19 protein-coding genes are annotated in these 20,208 nt (G+C 47.7%); 14 read left to right on the forward strand and 5 right to left on the reverse strand.

All coding sequences use genetic code 11. From position 1 onward, the window contains the following. Together BGP75_RS19365 and BGP75_RS19370 are read right to left on the reverse strand one after the other, a co-directional pair. Nucleotides 1–480 (reverse strand): ATP-binding cassette domain-containing protein (locus BGP75_RS19365; RefSeq protein WP_143821117.1); only part of this gene is annotated, 480 nt, incomplete at its 3' end. A 32-nt stretch (nt 481–512) separates the two neighbouring features. Beyond that, complete coding sequence (locus BGP75_RS19370; protein ID WP_369832145.1) at nt 513–1,682, reverse strand: ABC transporter permease; 1,170 nt, start codon at nt 1,680–1,682, stop codon at nt 513–515. 375 nt (nt 1,683–2,057) lie between these two features. Between BGP75_RS19370 and BGP75_RS19375 the strand changes: the two genes are divergently transcribed. The 5 genes from BGP75_RS19375 to BGP75_RS19395 all read left to right on the forward strand — a co-directional run bounded on the left by BGP75_RS19375 (nt 2,058) and on the right by BGP75_RS19395 (nt 7,150). After that, nucleotides 2,058–3,017 carry a sugar ABC transporter substrate-binding protein gene (locus tag BGP75_RS19375; RefSeq protein WP_198939412.1) on the forward strand — a complete coding sequence of 320 codons (960 nt, stop codon included), beginning with the start codon at nt 2,058–2,060 and terminating at the stop codon, nt 3,015–3,017. 292 nt (nt 3,018–3,309) lie between these two features. Next, entirely contained in the window at nt 3,310–4,155 is an 846-nt protein-coding gene (locus BGP75_RS19380; RefSeq protein ID WP_076720538.1) for a MurR/RpiR family transcriptional regulator, read from the forward strand. A gap of 43 nt (nt 4,156–4,198) precedes the next feature. After that, nucleotides 4,199–5,020 (forward strand): 5-deoxy-glucuronate isomerase, encoded by an 822-nt coding sequence (gene iolB, locus BGP75_RS19385; protein WP_076720540.1) that lies wholly within the window; start codon nt 4,199–4,201, stop codon nt 5,018–5,020. 64 nt (nt 5,021–5,084) lie between these two features. Continuing rightward, on the forward strand, nt 5,085–6,083 hold the full coding sequence (gene iolG / locus BGP75_RS19390; protein WP_076720542.1) for an inositol 2-dehydrogenase: 999 nt from the start codon (nt 5,085–5,087) through the stop codon (nt 6,081–6,083). 209 nt (nt 6,084–6,292) lie between these two features. After that, on the forward strand, nt 6,293–7,150 hold the full coding sequence (locus BGP75_RS19395) for an ABC transporter substrate-binding protein (protein WP_076720543.1): 858 nt from the start codon (nt 6,293–6,295) through the stop codon (nt 7,148–7,150). Nucleotides 7,151–7,177: 27 nt separating this feature from the next. On the opposite strand, the gene BGP75_RS19400 is transcribed toward BGP75_RS19395, so the two are convergent. After that, the gene (locus BGP75_RS19400) at nt 7,178–8,107 is read right to left on the reverse strand and encodes a LysR family transcriptional regulator (RefSeq protein WP_076720631.1); all 930 of its coding nucleotides are present in this window, start codon (nt 8,105–8,107) and stop codon (nt 7,178–7,180) included. Between the two features lie 98 nt (nt 8,108–8,205). On the opposite strand from BGP75_RS19400, the gene BGP75_RS19405 reads away from it, so the two are divergent. Next, nucleotides 8,206–9,090, forward strand: a complete 885-nt coding sequence (locus BGP75_RS19405) for an MBL fold metallo-hydrolase (RefSeq protein ID WP_076720544.1) — start codon at nt 8,206–8,208, stop codon at nt 9,088–9,090. 198 nt (nt 9,091–9,288) lie between these two features. Here the strand turns inward: BGP75_RS19405 and BGP75_RS19410 are convergent, their stop codons facing one another. Both BGP75_RS19410 and BGP75_RS19415 read right to left on the reverse strand, forming a co-directional pair. Further along, complete coding sequence (locus tag BGP75_RS19410; protein WP_076720545.1) at nt 9,289–9,675, reverse strand: VOC family protein; 387 nt, start codon at nt 9,673–9,675, stop codon at nt 9,289–9,291. Nucleotides 9,676–9,712: 37 nt separating this feature from the next. Beyond that, nucleotides 9,713–10,015, reverse strand: coding sequence for a Dabb family protein (locus BGP75_RS19415; RefSeq protein ID WP_076720632.1), 303 nt, complete (start codon nt 10,013–10,015; stop codon nt 9,713–9,715). Between the two features lie 339 nt (nt 10,016–10,354). Here BGP75_RS19415 and BGP75_RS19420 point away from each other — a divergent pair, with 339 nt between their 5' ends. From BGP75_RS19420 to BGP75_RS19455, 8 genes are all read left to right on the forward strand, one after another. Continuing rightward, entirely contained in the window at nt 10,355–11,374 is a 1,020-nt protein-coding gene (locus tag BGP75_RS19420; RefSeq protein ID WP_076720546.1) for a Gfo/Idh/MocA family protein, read from the forward strand. A gap of 221 nt (nt 11,375–11,595) precedes the next feature. Next, nucleotides 11,596–13,236 (forward strand): acyl CoA:acetate/3-ketoacid CoA transferase, encoded by a 1,641-nt coding sequence (locus tag BGP75_RS19425; protein ID WP_076720547.1) that lies wholly within the window; start codon nt 11,596–11,598, stop codon nt 13,234–13,236. Beyond that, nucleotides 13,233–14,012, forward strand: coding sequence for an enoyl-CoA hydratase/isomerase family protein (locus BGP75_RS19430; RefSeq protein ID WP_076720548.1), 780 nt, complete (start codon nt 13,233–13,235; stop codon nt 14,010–14,012). Before BGP75_RS19425 ends, BGP75_RS19430 begins: the two co-directional genes overlap by 4 nt. Before the next feature lie 5 nt (nt 14,013–14,017). Then, the gene (locus tag BGP75_RS19435; RefSeq protein WP_076720549.1) at nt 14,018–15,562 is read left to right on the forward strand and encodes an aldehyde dehydrogenase family protein; all 1,545 of its coding nucleotides are present in this window, start codon (nt 14,018–14,020) and stop codon (nt 15,560–15,562) included. 203 nt (nt 15,563–15,765) lie between these two features. Beyond that, nucleotides 15,766–17,046: an ABC transporter substrate-binding protein gene (locus BGP75_RS19440; RefSeq protein ID WP_076720550.1), complete on the forward strand. Its 1,281-nt coding sequence runs from the start codon at nt 15,766–15,768 to the stop codon at nt 17,044–17,046. Nucleotides 17,047–17,173: 127 nt separating this feature from the next. Further along, the gene (locus BGP75_RS19445; protein WP_083704926.1) at nt 17,174–18,106 is read left to right on the forward strand and encodes a carbohydrate ABC transporter permease; all 933 of its coding nucleotides are present in this window, start codon (nt 17,174–17,176) and stop codon (nt 18,104–18,106) included. Beyond that, complete coding sequence (locus BGP75_RS19450; RefSeq protein ID WP_076720551.1) at nt 18,103–19,014, forward strand: carbohydrate ABC transporter permease; 912 nt, start codon at nt 18,103–18,105, stop codon at nt 19,012–19,014. The genes BGP75_RS19445 and BGP75_RS19450 overlap by 4 nt, the downstream gene beginning before the upstream one ends. Nucleotides 19,015–19,054: 40 nt before the next feature. Continuing rightward, the gene (locus BGP75_RS19455; protein ID WP_076720552.1) at nt 19,055–20,173 is read left to right on the forward strand and encodes an ABC transporter ATP-binding protein; all 1,119 of its coding nucleotides are present in this window, start codon (nt 19,055–19,057) and stop codon (nt 20,171–20,173) included. Nucleotides 20,174–20,208: the final 35 nt, after the last annotated feature.

A 20,208-nucleotide genomic window follows, 5' to 3' on the forward strand; every position in this document is an offset into this window, starting at 1 on the left:
GGCTCGGGCAATGGCCAGGCATTGTTTCTCACCGCCGGACATGGTGCCGATGGCATGCTCCGGATCTCTCACATCAATTCCCATATCTGCCAGACCGGCACGGGCGATTTCGTTGGCACGCCTGGTGTCAAAGACCCTGAAAGGCCCCCATTTTTTGGTTAATTCTCTGCCCATAAAAAAGTTACGGGTCACACTCATCAGCGGGACCAGTGCCAGATCCTGATAAACTGTTGCGATCCCCGCGTCGAGCGCATCGCGAGGGGAGTTGAATATTACCGGCTTACCTTCATAGTAAAACTCACCTTCGCTGGGCTTGTGGACACCGGCCAGGGTTTTGATCAGGGTTGATTTACCGGCACCGTTGTCACCCAGCAGGCAATGAACTTCGCCGGCTTTGACCTGCATGTCGATATCTTTCAGGGCGATGACTGAACCGAAAAAACGGCTGACTTTTTTTAGCTCTAGAATGTATTCGCTCATGGTTTTTCTCCTTCCTTTGTCAGCTCAGTCAGTTAGCGCGTTTCAGTCACACGCTTACGGACGTAATTGTTGAACAACACGGCCATCAGCAGCATGACCCCCAGGAAGACCCGGAACCAGTCGGAATCGATTCCGGTAAAGAAAATACCCATCTGCACCACACCGAAGATCAGCGCGCCGAAACAAGCACCAATCACGGTACCGTAGCCGCCAGTGAGCAGGGCACCACCGATAACGGCGGCGATAATGGCTTCAAATTCCTTAAGCAGACCCCGGTCCGCAGCGGCGGAGCCAAACTCAAGCACCTGACAGGCGGCGTAAACGGTGGCGCAGAAGGCGGTAAAAACAAACAGCATGATTTTGACCCGATCCACCGGGACACCGACATTCCTGGCCGCTTTGTCATCTCCACCGGTAGCGAAGATCCAGTTACCAAATGAGGTGCGCAGTAAAACCCAGCTGCAAACAATTGCCAGTACAATCCACCAGATGACCACCATGGGAATACCTTCAACAATGGGTGTTCCATCGGCATAGGCTTCCAGCAAACCGGCATCGGCCAGCCATTGACAGAGTCCCTGGCCGATCTGACCACCAAACATGGGGGCCAGCCAGTCGTTCTCGGCCAGATCACTGACGCCACTGATAATGGTTTTATTGGTGAACAGAATAGAAAGGGCGATGGTGAGACCGCGAAGAATAAACAGAAAGGCCAGCGAGACGATAAAGGAGGGCAGGCCGGTTCGGACCACGGTGTAACCAATCAAGGCGCCGATGGCCATGGCACCGGTAAAGGCGAACAGAATACTTAACCAGACCGGCCAGCCCCAATAGGTGGCAGGGATGGCGATCATCATGCCGGCAAAGCCAATCATTGAGCCGATGGACAGATCAAATTCCCCGGCGATCATCAACAGACAGGCGCCAATGGCGATAATCCCAAGTTGGGCGGAAACGGTGGTCCAGTTCATGATTCCGTCAGCATTGAACATACCGGAGTCACCGGCTACCAGGGCGAAGAAGATAAACACCAGCAGAACGCCCGAGGCGGAGCCCAGCTCGGGACGATTGAGGAGCGTCCGGGTCAGAGAGACGCTGCGTACGCGCTCATCGGTCGCTTTTGAGTCGTTGTCTAGTGTGGTTGTCGTAGACATGATCTTTAACCTTGATTGTAATTGTTTTGTATTCTGGTCGTCGCTCATCGAGTACACCTCTTCCTACTTCATGTCTTTCCTACTTCTCTAAGGCCTGGTTTCAGCTTAGTACGAAAGGATTTGAAAGAGCTGATCGATAACCCGTAAATCAAGATAGAACAAATATTCCAAAAAAACAACACGTGGAATAAAAATCACAAAATGTTTTGTCTGTTCGTCATTTGCTTGTATGTGAATACTGGTGAATTGAAGTTTGTGCGTAAAAAGAGTTGACATCAGATGGCATAAAGGGGAAATTGTAAAAATGGAATAAAAATTCCATAAAGACAAAAACAAGAATAAACATTTATTTGTCAAATCTAAACAGGAAAGATGTGCATCTGATGGCTATTCCTGTCTCACCTCAATGCTGGAGGAGAACAAGTGAAAAAGATAATAAAAACCACGTCTGCGATCGTACTGGCAGGTATTGCTACAGCAGGTGCCATCATGGCGCCGGTAGTGGCTCAGGCTGCTGATGAGCGAATTGTAATGATCAGTCATGCTCCTGATTCAGATTCATGGTGGAATACCATCAAGAATGCGATTAAGGAAGCGGGAGACCATGTTGGTTCCAAAGTGGAATACCGAAACCCACCGACTGGCGACTTGGCGGATATGGCCAGAATTGTCGAGCAAGCGGTTGCAACTAATCCAGACGGTATCATCGTAACCATTGCCGATTATGATGTATTGAAAGGTCCATTGTTTAAGGCGAAGAAAAAGGGCATTCCTGTTATCACGATTAACTCGGGTACTCACCAGCAGAGTGAAGACCTGGGAGCATTATTACACGTAGGGCAGCCAGAGTACGACGCAGGATACGGTGCTGGCAAACAGGCCAAAAAAGCCGGGGTTACAAGCTTTCTATGTGTAAATCACTATATAACCAACCCTGCTTCCGTTGAGCGCTGTAAAGGTTTTGCAGACGCAATCGGTGTTGATCTGGATGGCAGTATGATCGATTCTCAAACCGACCCCACGGGTATTGAGAAAAAAGTACAGGCTTATCTGCGGAAAAATCCTAACACTCAGGCCGTGTTGACGCTGGGACCAACCTCCGCCCATCCAACAATCCGTGCGCTGGATAAGATGCGCCTTTCTGGCAAAATTTATTTTTCTACGTTTGATTTGAGTAATGAAATTGCCAAAGCAATAAAAGCCGGTACGATCAATTTTGCTATTGATCAGCAGCCCTACCTGCAAGGATACATTCCTGTAATGGCGCTGACTCTGTACAGTCGATACGGCATCATTCCGAGCAACAACATTAATTCCGGTCCTGGTTTTATCAATAAGGACAACATTGAACTGGTAGAAAAGCTGGCGGGAGAGGTTCGGTAGCTATAAATGGCGGTAGTTATAACTGTTGTCAGTTATTGCCACAGAGCTGGCTGCAGTGAAGGCTATCGCCTTTACTGCAGCTACCAATTTTCTCCTCAGGGAACGACTTACATAGAGTACAGGTAGCAACAACAAAGACGGGCGCTTGTAACCTCATGACGTTAAACCGTTGCGCTTAATTTAAAGGAAAATGAGATTGAATCAGGCAAAAATGGAAAATTTGTTCCATTTTGATTCTGACGCGTTTATAAAAGAGTAAAAGGGAGCTTGTTATCAGAATGAGGGTAGAGTTTTGGATAAAGCACCGGAAAATCTTAACGATTTAAAATCGGCTATTGCTGATGCCCACCCAGGGCTTAGCAAGCGTTTGAGGCAGGTCGCTCAGTACCTGTTGGATCATCCAAATGAAATTGCATTTGGTACTGTTGCCGTTATTTCGAAAGACGCGGGTGTGCATCCATCGACCCTGGTGCGGTTTGCTAATGCATTTGGTTATACCGGCTTTACCGAAATGCAACGCCTGTTCCAGCAAAAGCTGTTGAAAGAGTCACCCAGTTACACTGAAAGAATTCGTATAGCCAGAGAAGAGTTAGGTGAAGAGGGGGAAGAGTCGCCCACTCAGTTGTTAGGACAATTTTCAGCCGCTAATGCCAATGCTTTAGATCACCTTAAGAATACGATTTCGGGAGAGGATCTGGAGCGGGCGGTGGACATTCTTGCTCAAGCTGAGGCAACTCATATTGTTGGTGTACGAAGAGCCTATGTTGTGGCTAGCTATTTCTCCTACGCACTTTGCCATATTGACCGAAGAGCATTTTTGGTTGATGGGGTTGGCGGAATGTACCGAGAACAGGCAGGTTCCATGAGTAGTAATGACGCAGTTATCGCCGTCAGCTTTCATCCTTACGCTCAGGAAACGCAAAATGTTGCAAAAGCTGCAGCGGAAAAAGGTATACCGTTAATTGTGATTACAGATAGTCAGTTGAGTCCTCTGGCGTCAATCGCTTCTGTCTGCTTCACCATTAAAGAGGCAGAAGTGCACTCGTTCAGATCACTGACTTCATCGCTTTGCCTTGCGCAATCATTATCGATAGGTCTGGCCTACCGGCTGGACAAACAAAAAGCACTTACTGCCTGAGCAATCGCCTGAATGTCTCGGCAGAATAACAAGGTTAACGAACATGGCAGAATTGTTATCGAGACCGTCAGCCCCGGATGCATCAGGGTGTATTCAGCGTATTACTCCAGAATCAGCAGGTTGGGAATACGTGGGGTTTGAGGTCTATCAGCTTAAACCCGGTCAGGTGTTGGAACAGCAAACCGGTGATCAGGAAGTTTGTTTGGTTCTGGTTACCGGAAAAGGGGATATAAAAACAAATAAAGAAGAATGGCATGGTCTTGGTGACCGGATGAGTGTCTTTCACCAGCAGGCTCCTTACAGTGTTTATGTCCCACCGAAGGATAGCTATCGAATGGTTGCAACCACCGAAATGGAGCTGGCCGTTTGTAAGGCTCCGGCAGAAGGCAAGTTTCCAGCGCGGATTATCAAGCCTGAAGACTGTCAGTATGAGACTCGTGGTATTGGCACCAATCAGCGTCATGTATGCAATATTTTATTTGGTAATTTTGCGGCAGAAAAACTATTGGTGTGTGAGGTGATCACGCCCGATGGGAACTGGTCCAGTTATCCGCCTCATAAGCATGACCAGGATTCAGTGCCTGAGGAAACACGCCTGGAGGAAACCTACTATCATCGTATCAATCCTCCGCAGGGGTTCGCTTTTCAGAGGGTGTATACCGATGACCGCAGACTGGATGAAACCATGGCTGTTGAAAATCACAATGTGGTGATGGTACCCGAAGGTTATCACCCGGTAGGAACCCCTCACGGTTACGATCTGTATTACCTCAATGTGATGGCCGGACCCAAGAGAACATGGATTTTTAATAACGACCCAGATCACGAATGGATTATCGACGCAGATAAAAATAGAGCGTCCTAAATACTTTTATTACCTTTCCAGACAGTTTTTGCCCTGGTTGGCAGGGTGGCTACGGAGAACGAAAATGATTCGATTTGCGCTATTTGGTGCTGGCCGCATAGGCAAAATGCATGCTGACAATATTGCTGCTCATCCTAACGCTGAACTGCTTTATGTCTATGATCTGTACCAACCTTCTGCGACAGAAACAGCGGCGAAACATCAGGCTCAGGTAGCCGAGTCTGTTGAGCAGGCATTGAATGATGATCAGGTGAATGCCGTACTTATTGCCACGAGCACTGACACACATGTGGATCTATTGATCAAAGCGGCCAAAGCAGGCAAGGCTATTCTTTGTGAAAAGCCTATTGATTTGGATACTGACAGAGTAAATCGTTGCTGGGAAGAAATTAAAGATTGTGATGTGCCTATTCAGATCGGTTTTAACCGACGTTTTGACCCCAGTCATAATGAGGTCAAGCAAGCTGTTAGGGCCGGCGATATTGGTGAACTGGAGCAATTGATCATTACCAGCCGTGACCCCGGGCTGGCGCCTCTGGAATATCTTAAGGTTTCTGGTGGAATTTTTCGGGATATGCTAATCCATGATTTTGATATTGCGCGCTTTATTCTTGGAGAAGAACCGGTAGAGCTGCATGTAATCGGCAGCGCTTTGATTGATCCGGCTGTGGAAGAAATCGGTGATATTGACAGTGCGATGGTGTTGTTGAAAACAGCGAGCGGTAAACTGGTTCACATTAACGCTTCCCGTCGAGCAAGCTACGGTTATGACCAGCGTATCGAAGCTTTTGGATCTGCGGGAATGGTGCAATCCAATAATCAGACTGCAACTTCTGTCAGTCGTTATACGGAACAGAGCACAGCAGTTAAGGGACCCTTGTTAAATTTCTTTATCGATCGTTACGGTGCTGCTTACGATTTACAGCTCGGTGCATTTATCGATGCCGTCTCTGCAGGAGAGCCCGTTTCGCCATCATTCGAGGATGGCCACCGTGCTCAGCAACTGGCGGACGCTGCCCAGCAGGCTCTGGATACAGGTGAAGTTGTTAGGCTTCAATGGTAGCTGGTCGGTACTCGGTTTTTAAGGGTAAGTCTAAGAGGTGAGTTCAGGGGGGGGGGGGGAGCGGTAATGATTTATTGCTCAACCCATTTGTGTTCAGTCGGTTTATATTCGATCTTGTTTATACTCAATCTGTTTATTCTCAGTTTACATAGTTGTATCAGTGATATTTTTAAGGGAATATCCTAGGGTTCCAATAAGACGGGTGGCTTATGGGTCTCAAATTTCTCAGTTTTCTTTTCCTGATTACTTTTTTGTCTTTGGCGCAAGGGCAGCCTGTCACGGTGTCTTATCCACGCCCGGCTGATAATGTACGTTGGAGCTATCAGATCGATTTATTGAAGTTGGCGCTGGAGCATTCGGAGGCAGAATACAGGCTGGTTGAGTCAGAGCTTGTTATGACTCAGTCGCGAATGGTGGCTGAAATACGTAGTGATCGTTTATCTGTTGGTTGGATGGGAACTTCCCGGGAATTGGAAAAAAACATGATTCCGATCCGTATTCCTTTGATGCGAGGATTGTTAGGGTATCGTATCTGTATCATTCATGCCGATAATCAACCTTTGTTTTCCGCCATCAGACGCTTGGATGACTGGCGAAAAATAAGTATTGGCCAAGGATTGGGTTGGGCCGATGTCGGTATTTTGAAAGATGCGGGCTTTGATGTCTATGAAGCCACTTATCAATCGCTATTTCCTATGCTGGAAAATGGTCGTTTTGATTGTTTTCTGCGGGGGATCAATGAAGCCAATGCCGAGGTCGCTGAGTGGAAGGGGGCTAACCCCAATTTAACCGTTGAAGATAACCTGCTGTTAGTCTATCCCTTTGCAATGTTCTTTTTTGTCAGCAAAAATAACCCCCTGTTAGCCGATCAGATTGAAAAAGGGCTGGAAGCAGCCTACGCTGATGGCTCTTTTATGCAGTATTTTAATAATCACCCCAGTATTCGACGGATTCTTGAAGATACTCATGTAGCGTCCCGCCGCCGCTTTGATATCGACAACTCCTCCTTGTCTGAGGAAACTCGCCTTATCCCCTCTGTTTACTGGCATGATATAGAGAAGCCGTGATTGTCTGAAGACTCAGAAGAACGGACATTAATCTACCGGAAATCCTCTTGGCTGATAGTCCTTGTCCCAATCCGGTGTTCCTCCAAAACGTTTCACCAGAAAATCTAGGAACGTACGCAGTGTTGCTGGCATATGGTGACGCGATACATAGGCTCCCCATATGGTCAGTCCCGAAGGTTCCCAGTCAGGTAGCAATCTTGTCAACTTTCCTTCTCGAATGAGAGGGCCTGCCAGATAGGTGGGTTGTAATGCGATTCCTGCTCCGGCAATTGTAGCCCGGTTAAGCACCATCACTTCATTCGCGCTTAGATTTCCACTAACGGGTACATCAATCTCGGTGCCTTGTTTCTTAAAACGCCATTGCCCTTTACCGAAATTGGAATAGGTTAAACAGTTGTGATCCGTAATGTCTGCAGGGACTAACGGAGTGCCTTTGCGTTGAAGATAGTCTGGGGAGGCACAGACTACAGAGTGACAAGGGGCGATACGCCGAGCAACCATATTTGGATCTAATTCACCGGCGATACGGATAGCCAGATCGATACGGTTTTCAATCAGGTTAACGCTACGATCTTCTATCAGCAAATCAATGGAAACATCGGGATATAGATCCAGGTAGCTTGCTACTGCACTGGCGAGATGGGCCGAGCCAAAGGACATACTGGTGGTTACCCTTAACTGTCCATGAGGGGGGCCATCTTTTTGGCCTATTGAGCCTTGGAGATCTTCGGAAAGCTCCAGCATTTTCCGGCAGCGTAACAGACAGGCCTCTCCTGCCTCAGTCAAAGAGATTCGTCGAGTTGAACGTTGTAACAGGCGACAGCCCAACCAGCTCTCAAGCTCTTTTACGTGGCGTGTAACTTTAGCGCGAGACATCTCAAGATTATCTGCCGCAGCGGTAAAACTACCCCTAAGAGCGACTTCTGAAAACACTCGCATAGCTGCCAATCGGTCCATATGTTCACTTTTTTGAAACAAAGAAGTCTATTTTGCCCCGTTTATTAGATCGAAACAAGAAACTAGACTGACTGAAAATTCACTTGAGGAAAATTGTTATGATCAAGCTTAGAGCACTCTTATTACATGCCGTAATCATTTTATTTTCAGTGGGCCCTGCTATTGCCGATGAGCAAGATGGTGCTGCTCTGGAGATGAAGGTGTATAACTCTGATGCGGCGAGTTTTCATGTTAACTCGGTGTTACTTACGGGTAAGCGGGACGCAATACTGATTGATGCTCAGTTTACCCGTGCCCATGCTCACCGTCTTGTGGCCGAAATTCTGGACAGCCGCAAGAACCTGATAGCGGTCTATATCAGCCACGGAGACCCTGACTACTATTTTGGTCTGGAGATTATCAAGCAGGAATTTCCAGATGTTAAAGTGTATGCCAGTTCTCCAACTGTTTCCTGGATTAAAAAGACAGTTGATAAGAAAGTGGCGTTTTGGGGGCCAAAAATGGGAATGGAAGCTCCGTTATCTCCTGTTATTCCTGCAGTGTTACCGGGCAATAGCCTTGATTTAGAAGGACATAAACTTGAAGTAGTGGGCCTGAACGGCGAACAGCCCCAGCGTAGTTTTGTCTGGATACCAGCCCTTAAGGCTATCGTTGGTGGTGTTAATGTTTTTGCCGGTTTGCACCTGTGGACTGCGGATACTCAAAGCAAAGAAGAGCGTGAAGCCTGGGCTGGAGTGCTGGACAGAATGATCGCTCTTAATCCGGATACCGTGGTTTCGGGCCATGCTGCTGTAAATGCTCCTCAGGATGCTTCTCAGATCACCTATAGCCTGGACTATTTAAAAGTTTATGAGAAAGCTCTGGAGAAGACAGAGACCTCAGAATCTTTGATTAAGCTTATGCAGCAGGCATACCCAGATGCAAAACTGGAGATTGCATTGGATATAGGCGCCAAGGTAAATAAGGGGGAAATGAAGTGGTAATGCTTATCTCGTAAAAGTCACCTCTTTGTCAGTAAGTTTCTATTAGGCCAGGCCGATTGGATTTAGTCGGCCTGTTCCTGTTGGCAGGTTCTTTAGTCGTAAACAATCAAGAAACTTTAACTCTGTCGGTTGCAGCGGCTTCGCAGACGGAGTTAAAGGTCTGACAAAATATCTCTGGTACTTACCACTTCTGGTTTTCTATTTTTCGTAAAGCTCTATAGGTAATTGATCCGGGTCTGGAAAAAAAGTGAAGCGCTTGCCTGTCAACTCATCCAGTCTGACAGGTTCTACAACGATCCCTTTTTTCACCAGCTCGGCCACAGCCTGATCGATATCGCTGACCTTAAATGCAATATGTCGAAGTCCCTGGGCTTCAGGTCGGGAAGGCCGTGCTGGAGGATTTGGGAAAGAAAACAATTCGATCTGAGTACCATCGGGCAGGGCCAGGTCCAGCTTATATGAATCTCGCTCTGTTCGATAAGTTTCCCGGATAATGCTGCCTGGAACGACTTCGGTATAAAAGTGTTTAGATCTTCCGTAATTCGAACAGATGATGGCTAAATGATGAATGCCGATGATGTCCACTGACTTACCTCCAGGATTTTTCCGAGCTGGGCTGCCGTTAGAAATCGATTACCAGTACGGGTTCGTTGCAGTCCTCTAACACTGCTGCAATCAGTTTTTTAACGACTTCGTGATCCGGGTGGGGGAGATAGTTGTCCCGCGACTGAGCGTCGGCAAATTGCATATAGAACGCGTGAGTATAACCCCGGGCGATTCCTTCAGGACTGTTGTTTTCGCCTCCGCAGTAGGATTCCAAACCGGGGATTTTGTTGACCAGAGCTGCCAGGGCATCAAACATGGCTGTTAACTGTTGTTCAGGTACGTCATTTCGGCATTTAAGCAATACCATATGGCTGATCATAATTATTTTTCCAGTGTTTGTGGCTCGTTTCATACGGGAACAGCCAAGCGGTGTTCCTGCAATAGTTTTCCGTCAGATAGCGGATTGTTTTAGTGAAAATGGCTATTATAAATTGGAACGTTATAATTGCAACCTAAAGAGTCGATTGGAAAGGATCGTTCTTTCTCAGAAGATAATGATTTACTTGTACTTGAACAGAGATAGCGATGTATTTATGAGAAAGTACTTGACTATTCTGAGTGTTTTTGAAAATAATTAGAACGTTCCAATTTGGAACGTTCTAAAATTACAACTAAATCTTGGATTACCAAAATTCAGATGCTCAGCGGGGTAAGGTTTATGAAAACTGGTTGGGGTTTTATCGGAGCCAGCACCATTGCAAAGCAATGGATGATCGATGCGGTCAGGGCTCAGCGAGGTCATGATGTTGTCGCGGTGATGAGTAGCGACTTGGCACGAGGTCAGGCCTACGCCGATGCAAACCAGATAGGCAAGGCCTATGACTTAGTTGAGGCTCTGTTGGCTGATGAAGAAGTCAATGCCGTTTATGTTTCTACAACCAATGAACTTCACAAGGACCAGGTTTTGGCTGCTGCCGCCGCGGGCAAGCATGTACTTTGTGAAAAGCCCCTGGCTGTTGAGCTGAATGATGCAGTAGAGATGGTCATCGCTTGCCGTAAGGCAGGTGTGGTGATGGGAACCAATCATCATCTGCGTAATGCAGCTACCCATCAAGCTATTCGTCAGCAGATCGAATCTGGCGTTATTGGTAACGTGGTAGGAATGCGAATATTCCACGCAGTTGAGCTACCTGGTAACTTGCAAACCTGGCGAATAAACAAACCCCAGGCTGGTGGTGGTGTGATTCTCGATATCGTAGTTCATGATGCAGACACCGTACGCTACCTTCTGGGAGAAGACCCTGTCGATGTGATGGCCTACGCCCAAAATGGGGGGATGGCCTCTGGGCTGGAAGATGGTTCTATGACCATCATGCGGATGCCTAACGGAGCCTTGGTTCAGTCCCACGAATCTTTTGTGGTACCTCATGCCGGTACGGGTCTGGAAGTGCACGGCACTAAAGGCAGTATTTTTGCCCGCGGAGTCATGACTCAGAAGCCCGTGGGCGAAGTTGAAGTGGTAACCGACCAGGGGCGCCGATTCCTTGATATCGACCATCACAATCTATATGTCCACTCTCTGGCTAAGTTTGCCACTGCTATTGAAGACGGAGGAGAGGCGGCTGTAACGGGTGTGGATGGTATTAAGTCGTTGGCTGTTGCTCTTGCTGTGTCGAAATCGGCCGCTGAAGGTCGACGTGTTGAGGTTAACTATCCGGATATCCCGCCGGGTACCTAAACCCTTTTGGCATCGTAAAAACGTTTTCGGAGACGTAAATATCTTTAGAGTCATAAACATTATAGGTGTCGTAAAAGCCTTTCGAAATCGTAATACATTTTAGCAATCGCAATACATCTTTCTTGTAGTCGTGATTTAACCAACAGGTCCGTCTATTCCATTCTTTATAACAACTTTCTCAAGGCGGCATTGCTTAGAGAGAGCCGTGAGAGAGGTCGAAAATGTCCAAGGTAATCTCATTTGAGCAGGCAGCCCAACTGATCGACGATGGTGACATTGTTACGGTGTCATCATCGAGCGGCTTGGGGTGTCCGGACCGGATGTTAAAAGCAATTGGTGAGCGTTTTAATAATGAAGGCGAACCAAAATCCATTACAACGATTCATCCCATCGCTGCTGGTGATATGTATGGCATTAAAGGGATTGATCACATCGCTAAAGAGGGGTTGTTGGCTAAAGTTATCGCTGGTTCTTACCCTAGCGGACCTTCCAGCATGGAAATGCCGGATATCTGGAAATTGGTCTCTGAGAATCGAATCCCCGCCTACAACGTACCTAGCGGGATTCTCTTCGATATTCATCGGGAAGCGGCAGCCAGACGTCCTGGTGTTATGACATCGGTTGGATTGGATACTTTTGTCGACCCCAAGCGACAAGGCTGCGCTATGAACGAACGAGCGCAAGCCGAGCCTATTGTTCGTCATGTTGAGTTTGATGGTTCTGATTACCTGTTCTTCCCGGCCATTTGTCCTAATGTCGCTATTATTAGGGCCACTTCCGCAGATGAAAAAGGCAATCTTTCTTTTGAGCAGGAAGGTGCTTATCTCGGTGGATTGGAACAAGCCCTTTGTGTGCGTAATAGCGGTGGTATCGTCATTGCTCAGGTTAAACAAGTCGTGCGTAATGGTAGTCAACGTCCCTATCAAGTGCACATTCCTAACAATCTTGTGGACTACATTGTTGTCGATCCAGAGCAAATGCAGACGACTCAAACACCCTACGATCCGGCTATATCAGGGGAGGTTTTACGTCCTGACAGCAGTTTCGAAACGGCTGAGTTTTCACCAGAAAAAATTATAGCGCGCCGGGTATCCCAAGAGTTGGCAGTCGGCCAGGCGGTGAATCTCGGCTTCGGTATCTCAGCCAATGTTCCCCGAATTCTGTTGGAAGAAGGACACGACACTAAAGTGACATGGGTCGTCGAGCAGGGGGCGGTAGGAGGGGTCCCGTTGCTGGGATTTGAATTTGGTTGTTCGGCTAATGCCGACAGCATCTTGCCCAGTCCTCAGCAGTTTACCTACTTTCAGGGAGGAGGATTTGATCAAAGTTTCCTGTCTTTTATGGAGATCGATGAAGTTGGAAACGTTAACGTGTCCAAGCTGGGGAAAAAACCCTATCTGACTGCGGGCTGTGGTGGTTTTGTGGATATTACAGCCCATGCCAGGAAAATTGTCTTCAGTGGCTTTTTTACAGCTGGTGCTAAGTACTTACTGGAAGATGGACGTATTGAAGTCATTCAGGAAGGAAAGTTCCAAAAGCTGGTGAAAGAAGTTGAACACGTGACCTTTTCTGGAGCCAAGGGGATAGAGCGAGATCAGGAGGTGCTCTATGTGACTGAGCGTTGCGTGATGAAGCTTACTGCACAAGGCCTGGAAGTTGTTGAGGTCGCTCCAGGAATCGATTTGGAGCGCGATGTTTTGGCCCAGGCAGGTTTTCCTCTGGTTGTATCTGCTCAACTGAAGTTGATGGATAAAGCGCTTTTTTTCCCGCAAACGTTTGGTCTCATTCTTGAACAAGCTCCAGATCCTTTACTCGGTCGCTGTGCAGAAAGCTCCAGATTTACAGAAGGAGTTGCTCTATGAACACAGGGCAAGTGACTGTTAACTGCGAAAATCATATAGCGGAAATCCTTGTTGATCGTCCAGAGAAACTTAACGCTCTGACGGTAGAAATGTTGGATGCCCTTTATGACGTGGTTTTGAAGCTGGATGAAGATAGCTTGACCCGGGTAGTGATTCTTCGCACAGGGGGGGAGCGGGCATTTTGTGTTGGTGCGGATATTCATGCCTGGGCTCAATACAGTCCTCTGGATATGTGGCGCACTTGGGTAAAGCGCGGGCATAGGGTTTTCGATGCGTTGGCCGGTTTACGCCAACCCGTGATCGCAGTCATACAAGGGCCGGCACTGGGGGGCGGGTTTGAGTTGGCGATGGCAGCAGACCTGCGTATTGCTGATGAGCAGGCCCATTTTGGATTACCCGAAACAGGGATCGCCACTTGCCCTGGCTGGTCTGGTTCTTATCGATTAGGCAACGTTATTAACTCAAGTTTGATTAAAGAAATGGTATTAACCGGACGTGTCTTCAGTAGTCATCGTGCTTATGTTCACGGATTGGTTAACGAAGTGGCTGATGCCGGGAAGGCTTTGCAGCAAGCTCGCTTTATGGCACAACAGATTGCCACACGAGCGCCGGTATCTGTGCAGTTGTCGAAACAGATGATAGATGCTGGAAGCGGCGAAAATACAGGCATGATTATCGAATCAATGGCCAGTGGGCTCAGTGCGTTAACAAATGATGCTAAAGAGGGCGTAAGTGCCTTTCGTGAAAAGCGTCAACCTAATTTCAACGGAGAATAAATAGCATGGCAAATCAGTCCCCTTCATCAGCAGGCTTACACTGGGTAGAGGGTCCTCGTGTGACTAAGGTGCCGAGCGAGCCTTTTGTTGGCCAGCTGTTTATTGACGGAGAATGGCGCGACGCCTCTGATGGCGGTCGTGTTACCCGTACCAGTCCTGCTTATGGGGTTTTAGCCGGAGACTATGCCAGGGCCACGATTGCAGACACGGAAGACGCTATTAATGCTGCTCGCAAAGCCTTTGATCACGGAGAATGGCCTAAGATGACAGGCGCCCAACGAGGGGCGATTCTTCATAAAGTCGCGGATCTGGTGATGGAACGGCAAGAAGAATTTGCCTTACTGGAGCTTATGGAATCCGGTAAACCGATCAGCCAGGCGCGGGACGAAATTGAGTGGGCTGCTGAACTGTGGCGCTATGCAGCCGTCTGCGCTCGAGGTCTTCATGGTGACAGTCATAACACCCTCGGTGAAGACATGCTGGCAATGGTTGTGCGTGAACCTATTGGTGTGGTCAGCGTGATTACTCCTTGGAATTTTCCGTTTCTGATCGTAAGTCAAAAACTACCCTTTGCTCTCGCAGCCGGATGCACGGCTGTAGTCAAACCCAGTGAATTGACATCTGGTACTACGGTGTTATTGGCAGAGTTGTTAAAAGAAGCTGGATTACCTGCGGGTGCCGCCAATATTTTGGTGGGTAAAGGTTCTGAGATAGGCTCCACCATGACCAGCCACAAAGAAATCGACATGGTGACATTTACCGGTTCATCAGCGGTGGGTAAGGCATTGAGTGCTTCTGCAGCACAGACTCTAAAAAAGGTGGCGTTGGAGCTCGGGGGTAAGAACCCGCAGATTATCTTCCCTGATTGTGATTGGGACGCTGCTGTTGATGCAGTGGTTTTCGGTGTCTATTTTAATGCGGGTGAATGTTGCAACAGCGGTTCCCGAATTCTTGTACATGAATCCATTGCGGAAAAGTTTGAGCAAGCGGTTATTGAACGTTCCCGCCAGGTACCTGTGGGTGATCCATTGTGTGAAGAAACTAAAGTCGGTGCGATTATCTCTGAAACTCATATGCAGACAATCAAAGGCTTTGTTCAAGGTGCCCGAGAAGCAGGAGCAAAAGTGACTCTGGGTGGTGAGCAATTGGAAACCGCGGGACTTTACATGCAACCCACCATTTTGTCTGCAGTTTCACCAGATATGGAAGTCGCCCATGAAGAGATCTTTGGACCGGTATTGAGTGTTCTGACATTTAAGGATCTGGACCAGGCAATAGAAATTGCAAACGACTGCCTGTACGGGCTCTCCGCTGGCGTCTGGAGTGCCAATATCGAAAATTGTTTGGCTATTGGTCGTAAGGTCAAAGCGGGTACCGTTTGGATAAATACCTGGATGAATGGCTACCCGGAGCTGCCTTTTGGTGGATACAAAGAGAGTGGGCAAGGTCGCGAGCTGGGGCGATTTGGTATTGAGGAATTTACCGAACTAAAAACGATTCAAATGCACATGGGACCCCGTACCGGCTGGTGGTTACCAAAAAATAAATAGCCAAAATAAATAGCCAAAAATAAATGCTGGTTGCCGACATCAATGATGCTGCTGAAATTACCTTAGTTAGAGCCGAAGCAACTTGATCTTTGTGTGATCAATTTTATTTGTCACATCTAGAAATTGGAACGTTACGATTTTGTGCTGGCCGCAATCAATGGCATCAAAGGGTGCCTTAACCTAAACGATGAGAGGAATCTCAAATGACCGCAAAAATAACTATTAAAAAGACATTTGGTGCCATTTTACGCAGTGCTTCACTGGCTGCTGTAACCAGTGCCGGGTTGGTCTCTGGCGTTCAGGCATCAGAAGTGGAAGTTTTACATTGGTGGACGTCTGGAGGTGAGGCTAAGGCTCTTGGTACCTTGAAGAGCACGCTAGAGTCTCAAGGGGTTGATTGGAAGGATATGCCTGTTGCCGGCGGTGGTGGTAGTAGTGCTATGACGGTTTTGCGTTCCCGTGTTATGTCAGGAAACGCTCCGACAGCTGTGCAGATGCTGGGGTTCGATATTCTTGATTGGGGTGAGCAAGGAGTTACCGCTGATCTGAATGATTTGGCCCGTGCAGAAGGCTGGGATCAGGTTGTTCCTAAAGCTTTACAGAAATTTGCCAAGATTAACGGCCAGTGGATCTCTGCTCCGGTTAACGTTCATTCCACCAATTGGGTCTGGGGTAATAAGGCGGTACTGGATAAAGTTGGTATTGCTGTTCCTGAAAATTGGAACGATTTTATTCATGCCATGCGAAAGGTAAAAGCCGCAGGGTACGTACCTTTGGCCCACGGTGGCCAAGCCTGGCAGGATGCTACCGTTTTTGATGGTGTAGTGATGGCGACCGGCGGTATCGACTTTTACCGTAAAGCATTGGTGGACCTGGATCAGAATGCGCTGTCTTCCGACACCATGAAAGAGGTATTTGAACGAATGCGTCAGCTCCGTGGTCTGGTGGATGATAATTACCCGGGCCGGGATTGGAATCTGGCCTCTGCCATGGTGATTAACGGCGAAGCGGCTTTTCAGATGATGGGTGACTGGGCTAAGGGTGAATTTCTTAATGCCGGCAAGACCCCTGGCGACGATTTCGTTTGTTTCCGCACGCCGGGTACTCAAGGCACAGTGACCTTCAATGCTGATCAATTTGCCATGTTTGAAGTAGGTCGGGATCGTCAGGATGCTCAGGTCAAAATGGCTAAGGCAGTATTGTCCCCTGAATTCCAGATTGCCTTCAACACCGTTAAGGGTTCTGTTCCTGCTCGTACTGATGTCTCAGATGAAGCTTTTGATGCCTGTGGCAAGAAAGCCATTGGAGACCTGAAAGAAGCGGTAGCCAGCGATAGTCTGGTAGGCAGTCTGGCTCACGGTCATGCCGCTCCAGCTGCGGTTAAGAATGCCTTCTACGATGTTATTACCGCTCACTTTAATGGTGATATGTCTGCTGCTGATGCTGTTAAGCAACTCGCGGCCTCAGTAAAGAATGCATCCTAAATGATACCACTCCCTTTGCTTGCAGCCTGGTCTTCTAACAACGTTGAGTAGGAGGGAGTGGGGTTCTTTCGATTTTTTTGACTTTTAGATCTGTAGTTTTGTGTATTTATGTGAATAGGAGAGTGTTATGAAACAGCTCGTAGATCGGACCCCGAGCTATTTAGCTGACGAGAAGCGCTCCGATAAGGCTATTGGCTGGATGCAGGATCAACTGCCCAAGCTGGTCCTGGCACCCTCTTTTACAGTTATTTTGCTGTTTGTGTATGGCTTTATTTTGTGGACGGTTTATCTGTCCTTCAGTGCTTCAAGAATGTTACCCAACTACGAATGGGTTGGATTAGACCAATGGGAACGTCTCTGGAATACCCTGACGTGGCAAATTGCCCTGGACAACCTTTTTATCTTCGGCAGCTTGTACATAGTGCTTTGTATGTTAATCGGTCTGATGTTGGCCATTTTATTGGATCAGAAGATCCGTGTTGAAGGCGGGTTACGAACCCTTTATCTCTACCCTATGGCATTGAGTTTCATCGTTACTGGAACCGCTTGGAAATGGTTTTTAAATCCAGGCCTGGGTCTGGAGCGCACCATGCACGAATGGGGTTTTGAGAGCTTCAAATTTGATTGGTTGATCGATTCTGAAATGGCCATTTATACCGTAGTGATTGCTGGTGTCTGGCAGGCTTCTGGGTTTGTGATGGCTATGTTTTTGGCGGGACTTCGAGGTATTGATAACGAAATTCTCAAAGCTGCACAAATTGATGGTGCACCCGCTTGGCGGATTTATACTCGTATTATTATTCCCCAATTGGGGCCTGTATTTATGAGTGCCTTTGTGGTGTTGGTTCACCTGGCCATCAAAAGCTTTGATCTGGTCATTGCTCTCACCGGGGGAGGTCCTGGCAATGCGACGGAGCTACCGGCGACATTTATGTATTCATACTCCTTTACCCGCAACCAAATCGGCGTTGGTGCCAGTAGCGCGGTATTTATGCTGGCAATTATCGCAGCCATCATCGTGCCTTATCTTTATTCCGAATTGAAAGGAGGCCGCAAATGAGCGCTCGATCTCAAGACCGTCCATCTCAAGACCGTCTATCTCAAGACAATGCCTTGCGTTCGGCTATCTATTGGCGTGCGCTGATTTACACACTGTTGATCGTTATCGCGGTTATTTATTTGGCGCCTCTGTTTGTCATGGTTGTGACATCATTGAAATCATTGGAAGAAGTGCGCCTTGGTAACATGATGGCGCTGCCGTTAGAAATTACCTTTGAGCCTTGGGTCAAAGCCTGGGGGACGGCTTGCCTGGGACTTGATTGTAATGGAATCAACGGTTATTTCTGGAACAGCATTAAGATGACTGTACCGGCAGTGGCGATAGGCACACTGCTGGGAGCCTTTAATGGTTATGTACTGACCAAATGGCGATTTAAGGGTCACAATATCGTCTTTGGAATGATGTTATTTGCCTGTTTTATTCCATTTCAGATTGTCCTGTTGCCCATGTCACAGGTGCTGGGAATACTGGGACTGGCGAATACGACTTCTGGCTTGGTAATGGTCCACGTGGTCTATGGTCTTGGTTTTACCACGCTGTTCTTTCGTAACTTCTATGAGGCATTCCCTGATGAGTTGGTTCGGGCAGCGATCATGGATGGGGCCAAATTCTTTACGATCTTCTGGCGTATTTTATTACCAAATTCTGGTCCGATTATTGTTGTTACCGTGATCTGGCAGTTCACCAATATCTGGAATGACTTTCTCTTCGGCGCTTCTTTTGCCTCTGGTGAAAGTGCACCCATAACCGTCGCGTTGAATAACCTGGTTAATAGTTCTACCGGGGTTAAGGAATACAACGTCCATATGGCTGCAGCTATTACAGCCGCCTTACCGACTCTACTGGTGTATGTGGTTGCCGGGCGTTATTTCGTGCGCGGTTTGATGGCCGGTTCGGTGAAAGGTTAAGACGATCACAAGAATAATTACAGCAATATAGGTAACAGTTATGGGTTTTTTAAATATCGATAACGTCATCAAACATTACCATGACGTAGAAGTACTAAAACGAATCAATATTGAAATTAGTCAGGGTGACTTTCTGGTATTGGTGGGGCCCTCGGGCTGCGGTAAATCAACCTTGCTAAACATGATTGCCGGGTTGGATGAGATTACAGATGGTGATATCTGGATCAATGGTAAACAAATGAAAGGGGTTCACCCATCTAAGCGGGATATCGCCATGGTGTTCCAGTCCTACGCTTTGTATCCCAACATGACTGTAGCGCAAAACATAAGTTTCGGTTTGGAGATGCGTAAAGTTTCAAAGCCAGAGCGTGAAACGGCGGTGTCGCGAGTGTCAAAAATGCTGCAAATTGAGCCCTTGCTAAATCGAAAACCCTCACAGCTCTCCGGCGGCCAGCGTCAACGGGTCGCTATGGGTCGAGCGTTGGTTCGTGATCCTCAGGTGTTTCTGTTCGACGAACCCTTGTCCAATCTTGATGCCAAATTGCGAGTAGACATGCGAACCGAAATCAAATTACTGCATCAGCGCCTGGACGCCACTATTGTCTATGTCACCCATGACCAGATTGAAGCCATGACACTGGCCACAAAAATTGCCGTAATGAATGGGGGTGTCGTACAACAATTCGGAACCCCCGAAGAAATCTATGATAACCCGGTCAATACTTTTGTTGCTGGATTTATGGGGTCTCCTTCTATGAATCTGGTTCCTGCCAAAGTTATCAAAGTTGAAGGTCGACTGAGTTATCAGATTGAGACCAAAAATGCAGGCGAGCCACTTCTGTTGCCTGTGGGGCGGGATGAAATGGCGATCAGCAAGTATCTGGATCAGGAGATAACAGTTGGCCTGCGCCCAGAAACTATTACCGATCCAGAAAGTGCCAATCACACTGAAGGAACAGTCCATGAGGCGAATCTGTTGGTGGATCTGACTGAACCTACAGGAGCCGATATGTATGTCGTTACCTTACTTGGTGGTCAGGAAGTGGTTGGCAGGATGAGAAATCGCGCAAAAGCTGCTGCGGGTGAAAATGCACGCTTTGCCTTTGATGTTTCACGCAATGTTGCTTTTGATAAGGCTTCAGGTGAACGTATTCAATGAGGCGCAGGTATTCAATAAAGCGAATGCATTTCATA

Source organism: Motiliproteus sp. MSK22-1 (genome assembly GCF_001968815.1).
Taxonomy (GTDB): Bacteria; Pseudomonadota; Gammaproteobacteria; order Pseudomonadales; family Balneatricaceae; genus Motiliproteus.

Coding starts and splice junctions, on each gene's coding strand:
- BGP75_RS19370 (WP_369832145.1), bottom strand. CDS start 1,682: ATGAGCGACGACCAGAATACAAAACAATTACAATCAAGGTTAAAGATC.
- iolB (WP_076720540.1), top strand. CDS start 4,199: ATGGCAGAATTGTTATCGAGACCGTCAGCCCCGGATGCATCAGGGTGT.
- iolG (WP_076720542.1), top strand. CDS start 5,085: ATGATTCGATTTGCGCTATTTGGTGCTGGCCGCATAGGCAAAATGCAT.
- BGP75_RS19395 (WP_076720543.1), top strand. CDS start 6,293: ATGGGTCTCAAATTTCTCAGTTTTCTTTTCCTGATTACTTTTTTGTCT.
- BGP75_RS19400 (WP_076720631.1), bottom strand. CDS start 8,107: ATGGACCGATTGGCAGCTATGCGAGTGTTTTCAGAAGTCGCTCTTAGG.
- BGP75_RS19405 (WP_076720544.1), top strand. CDS start 8,206: ATGATCAAGCTTAGAGCACTCTTATTACATGCCGTAATCATTTTATTT.
- BGP75_RS19415 (WP_076720632.1), bottom strand. CDS start 10,015: ATGATCAGCCATATGGTATTGCTTAAATGCCGAAATGACGTACCTGAA.
- BGP75_RS19420 (WP_076720546.1), top strand. CDS start 10,355: ATGAAAACTGGTTGGGGTTTTATCGGAGCCAGCACCATTGCAAAGCAA.
- BGP75_RS19425 (WP_076720547.1), top strand. CDS start 11,596: ATGTCCAAGGTAATCTCATTTGAGCAGGCAGCCCAACTGATCGACGAT.
- BGP75_RS19430 (WP_076720548.1), top strand. CDS start 13,233: ATGAACACAGGGCAAGTGACTGTTAACTGCGAAAATCATATAGCGGAA.
- BGP75_RS19435 (WP_076720549.1), top strand. CDS start 14,018: ATGGCAAATCAGTCCCCTTCATCAGCAGGCTTACACTGGGTAGAGGGT.
- BGP75_RS19440 (WP_076720550.1), top strand. CDS start 15,766: ATGACCGCAAAAATAACTATTAAAAAGACATTTGGTGCCATTTTACGC.
- BGP75_RS19445 (WP_083704926.1), top strand. CDS start 17,174: ATGAAACAGCTCGTAGATCGGACCCCGAGCTATTTAGCTGACGAGAAG.
- BGP75_RS19450 (WP_076720551.1), top strand. CDS start 18,103: ATGAGCGCTCGATCTCAAGACCGTCCATCTCAAGACCGTCTATCTCAA.
- BGP75_RS19455 (WP_076720552.1), top strand. CDS start 19,055: ATGGGTTTTTTAAATATCGATAACGTCATCAAACATTACCATGACGTA.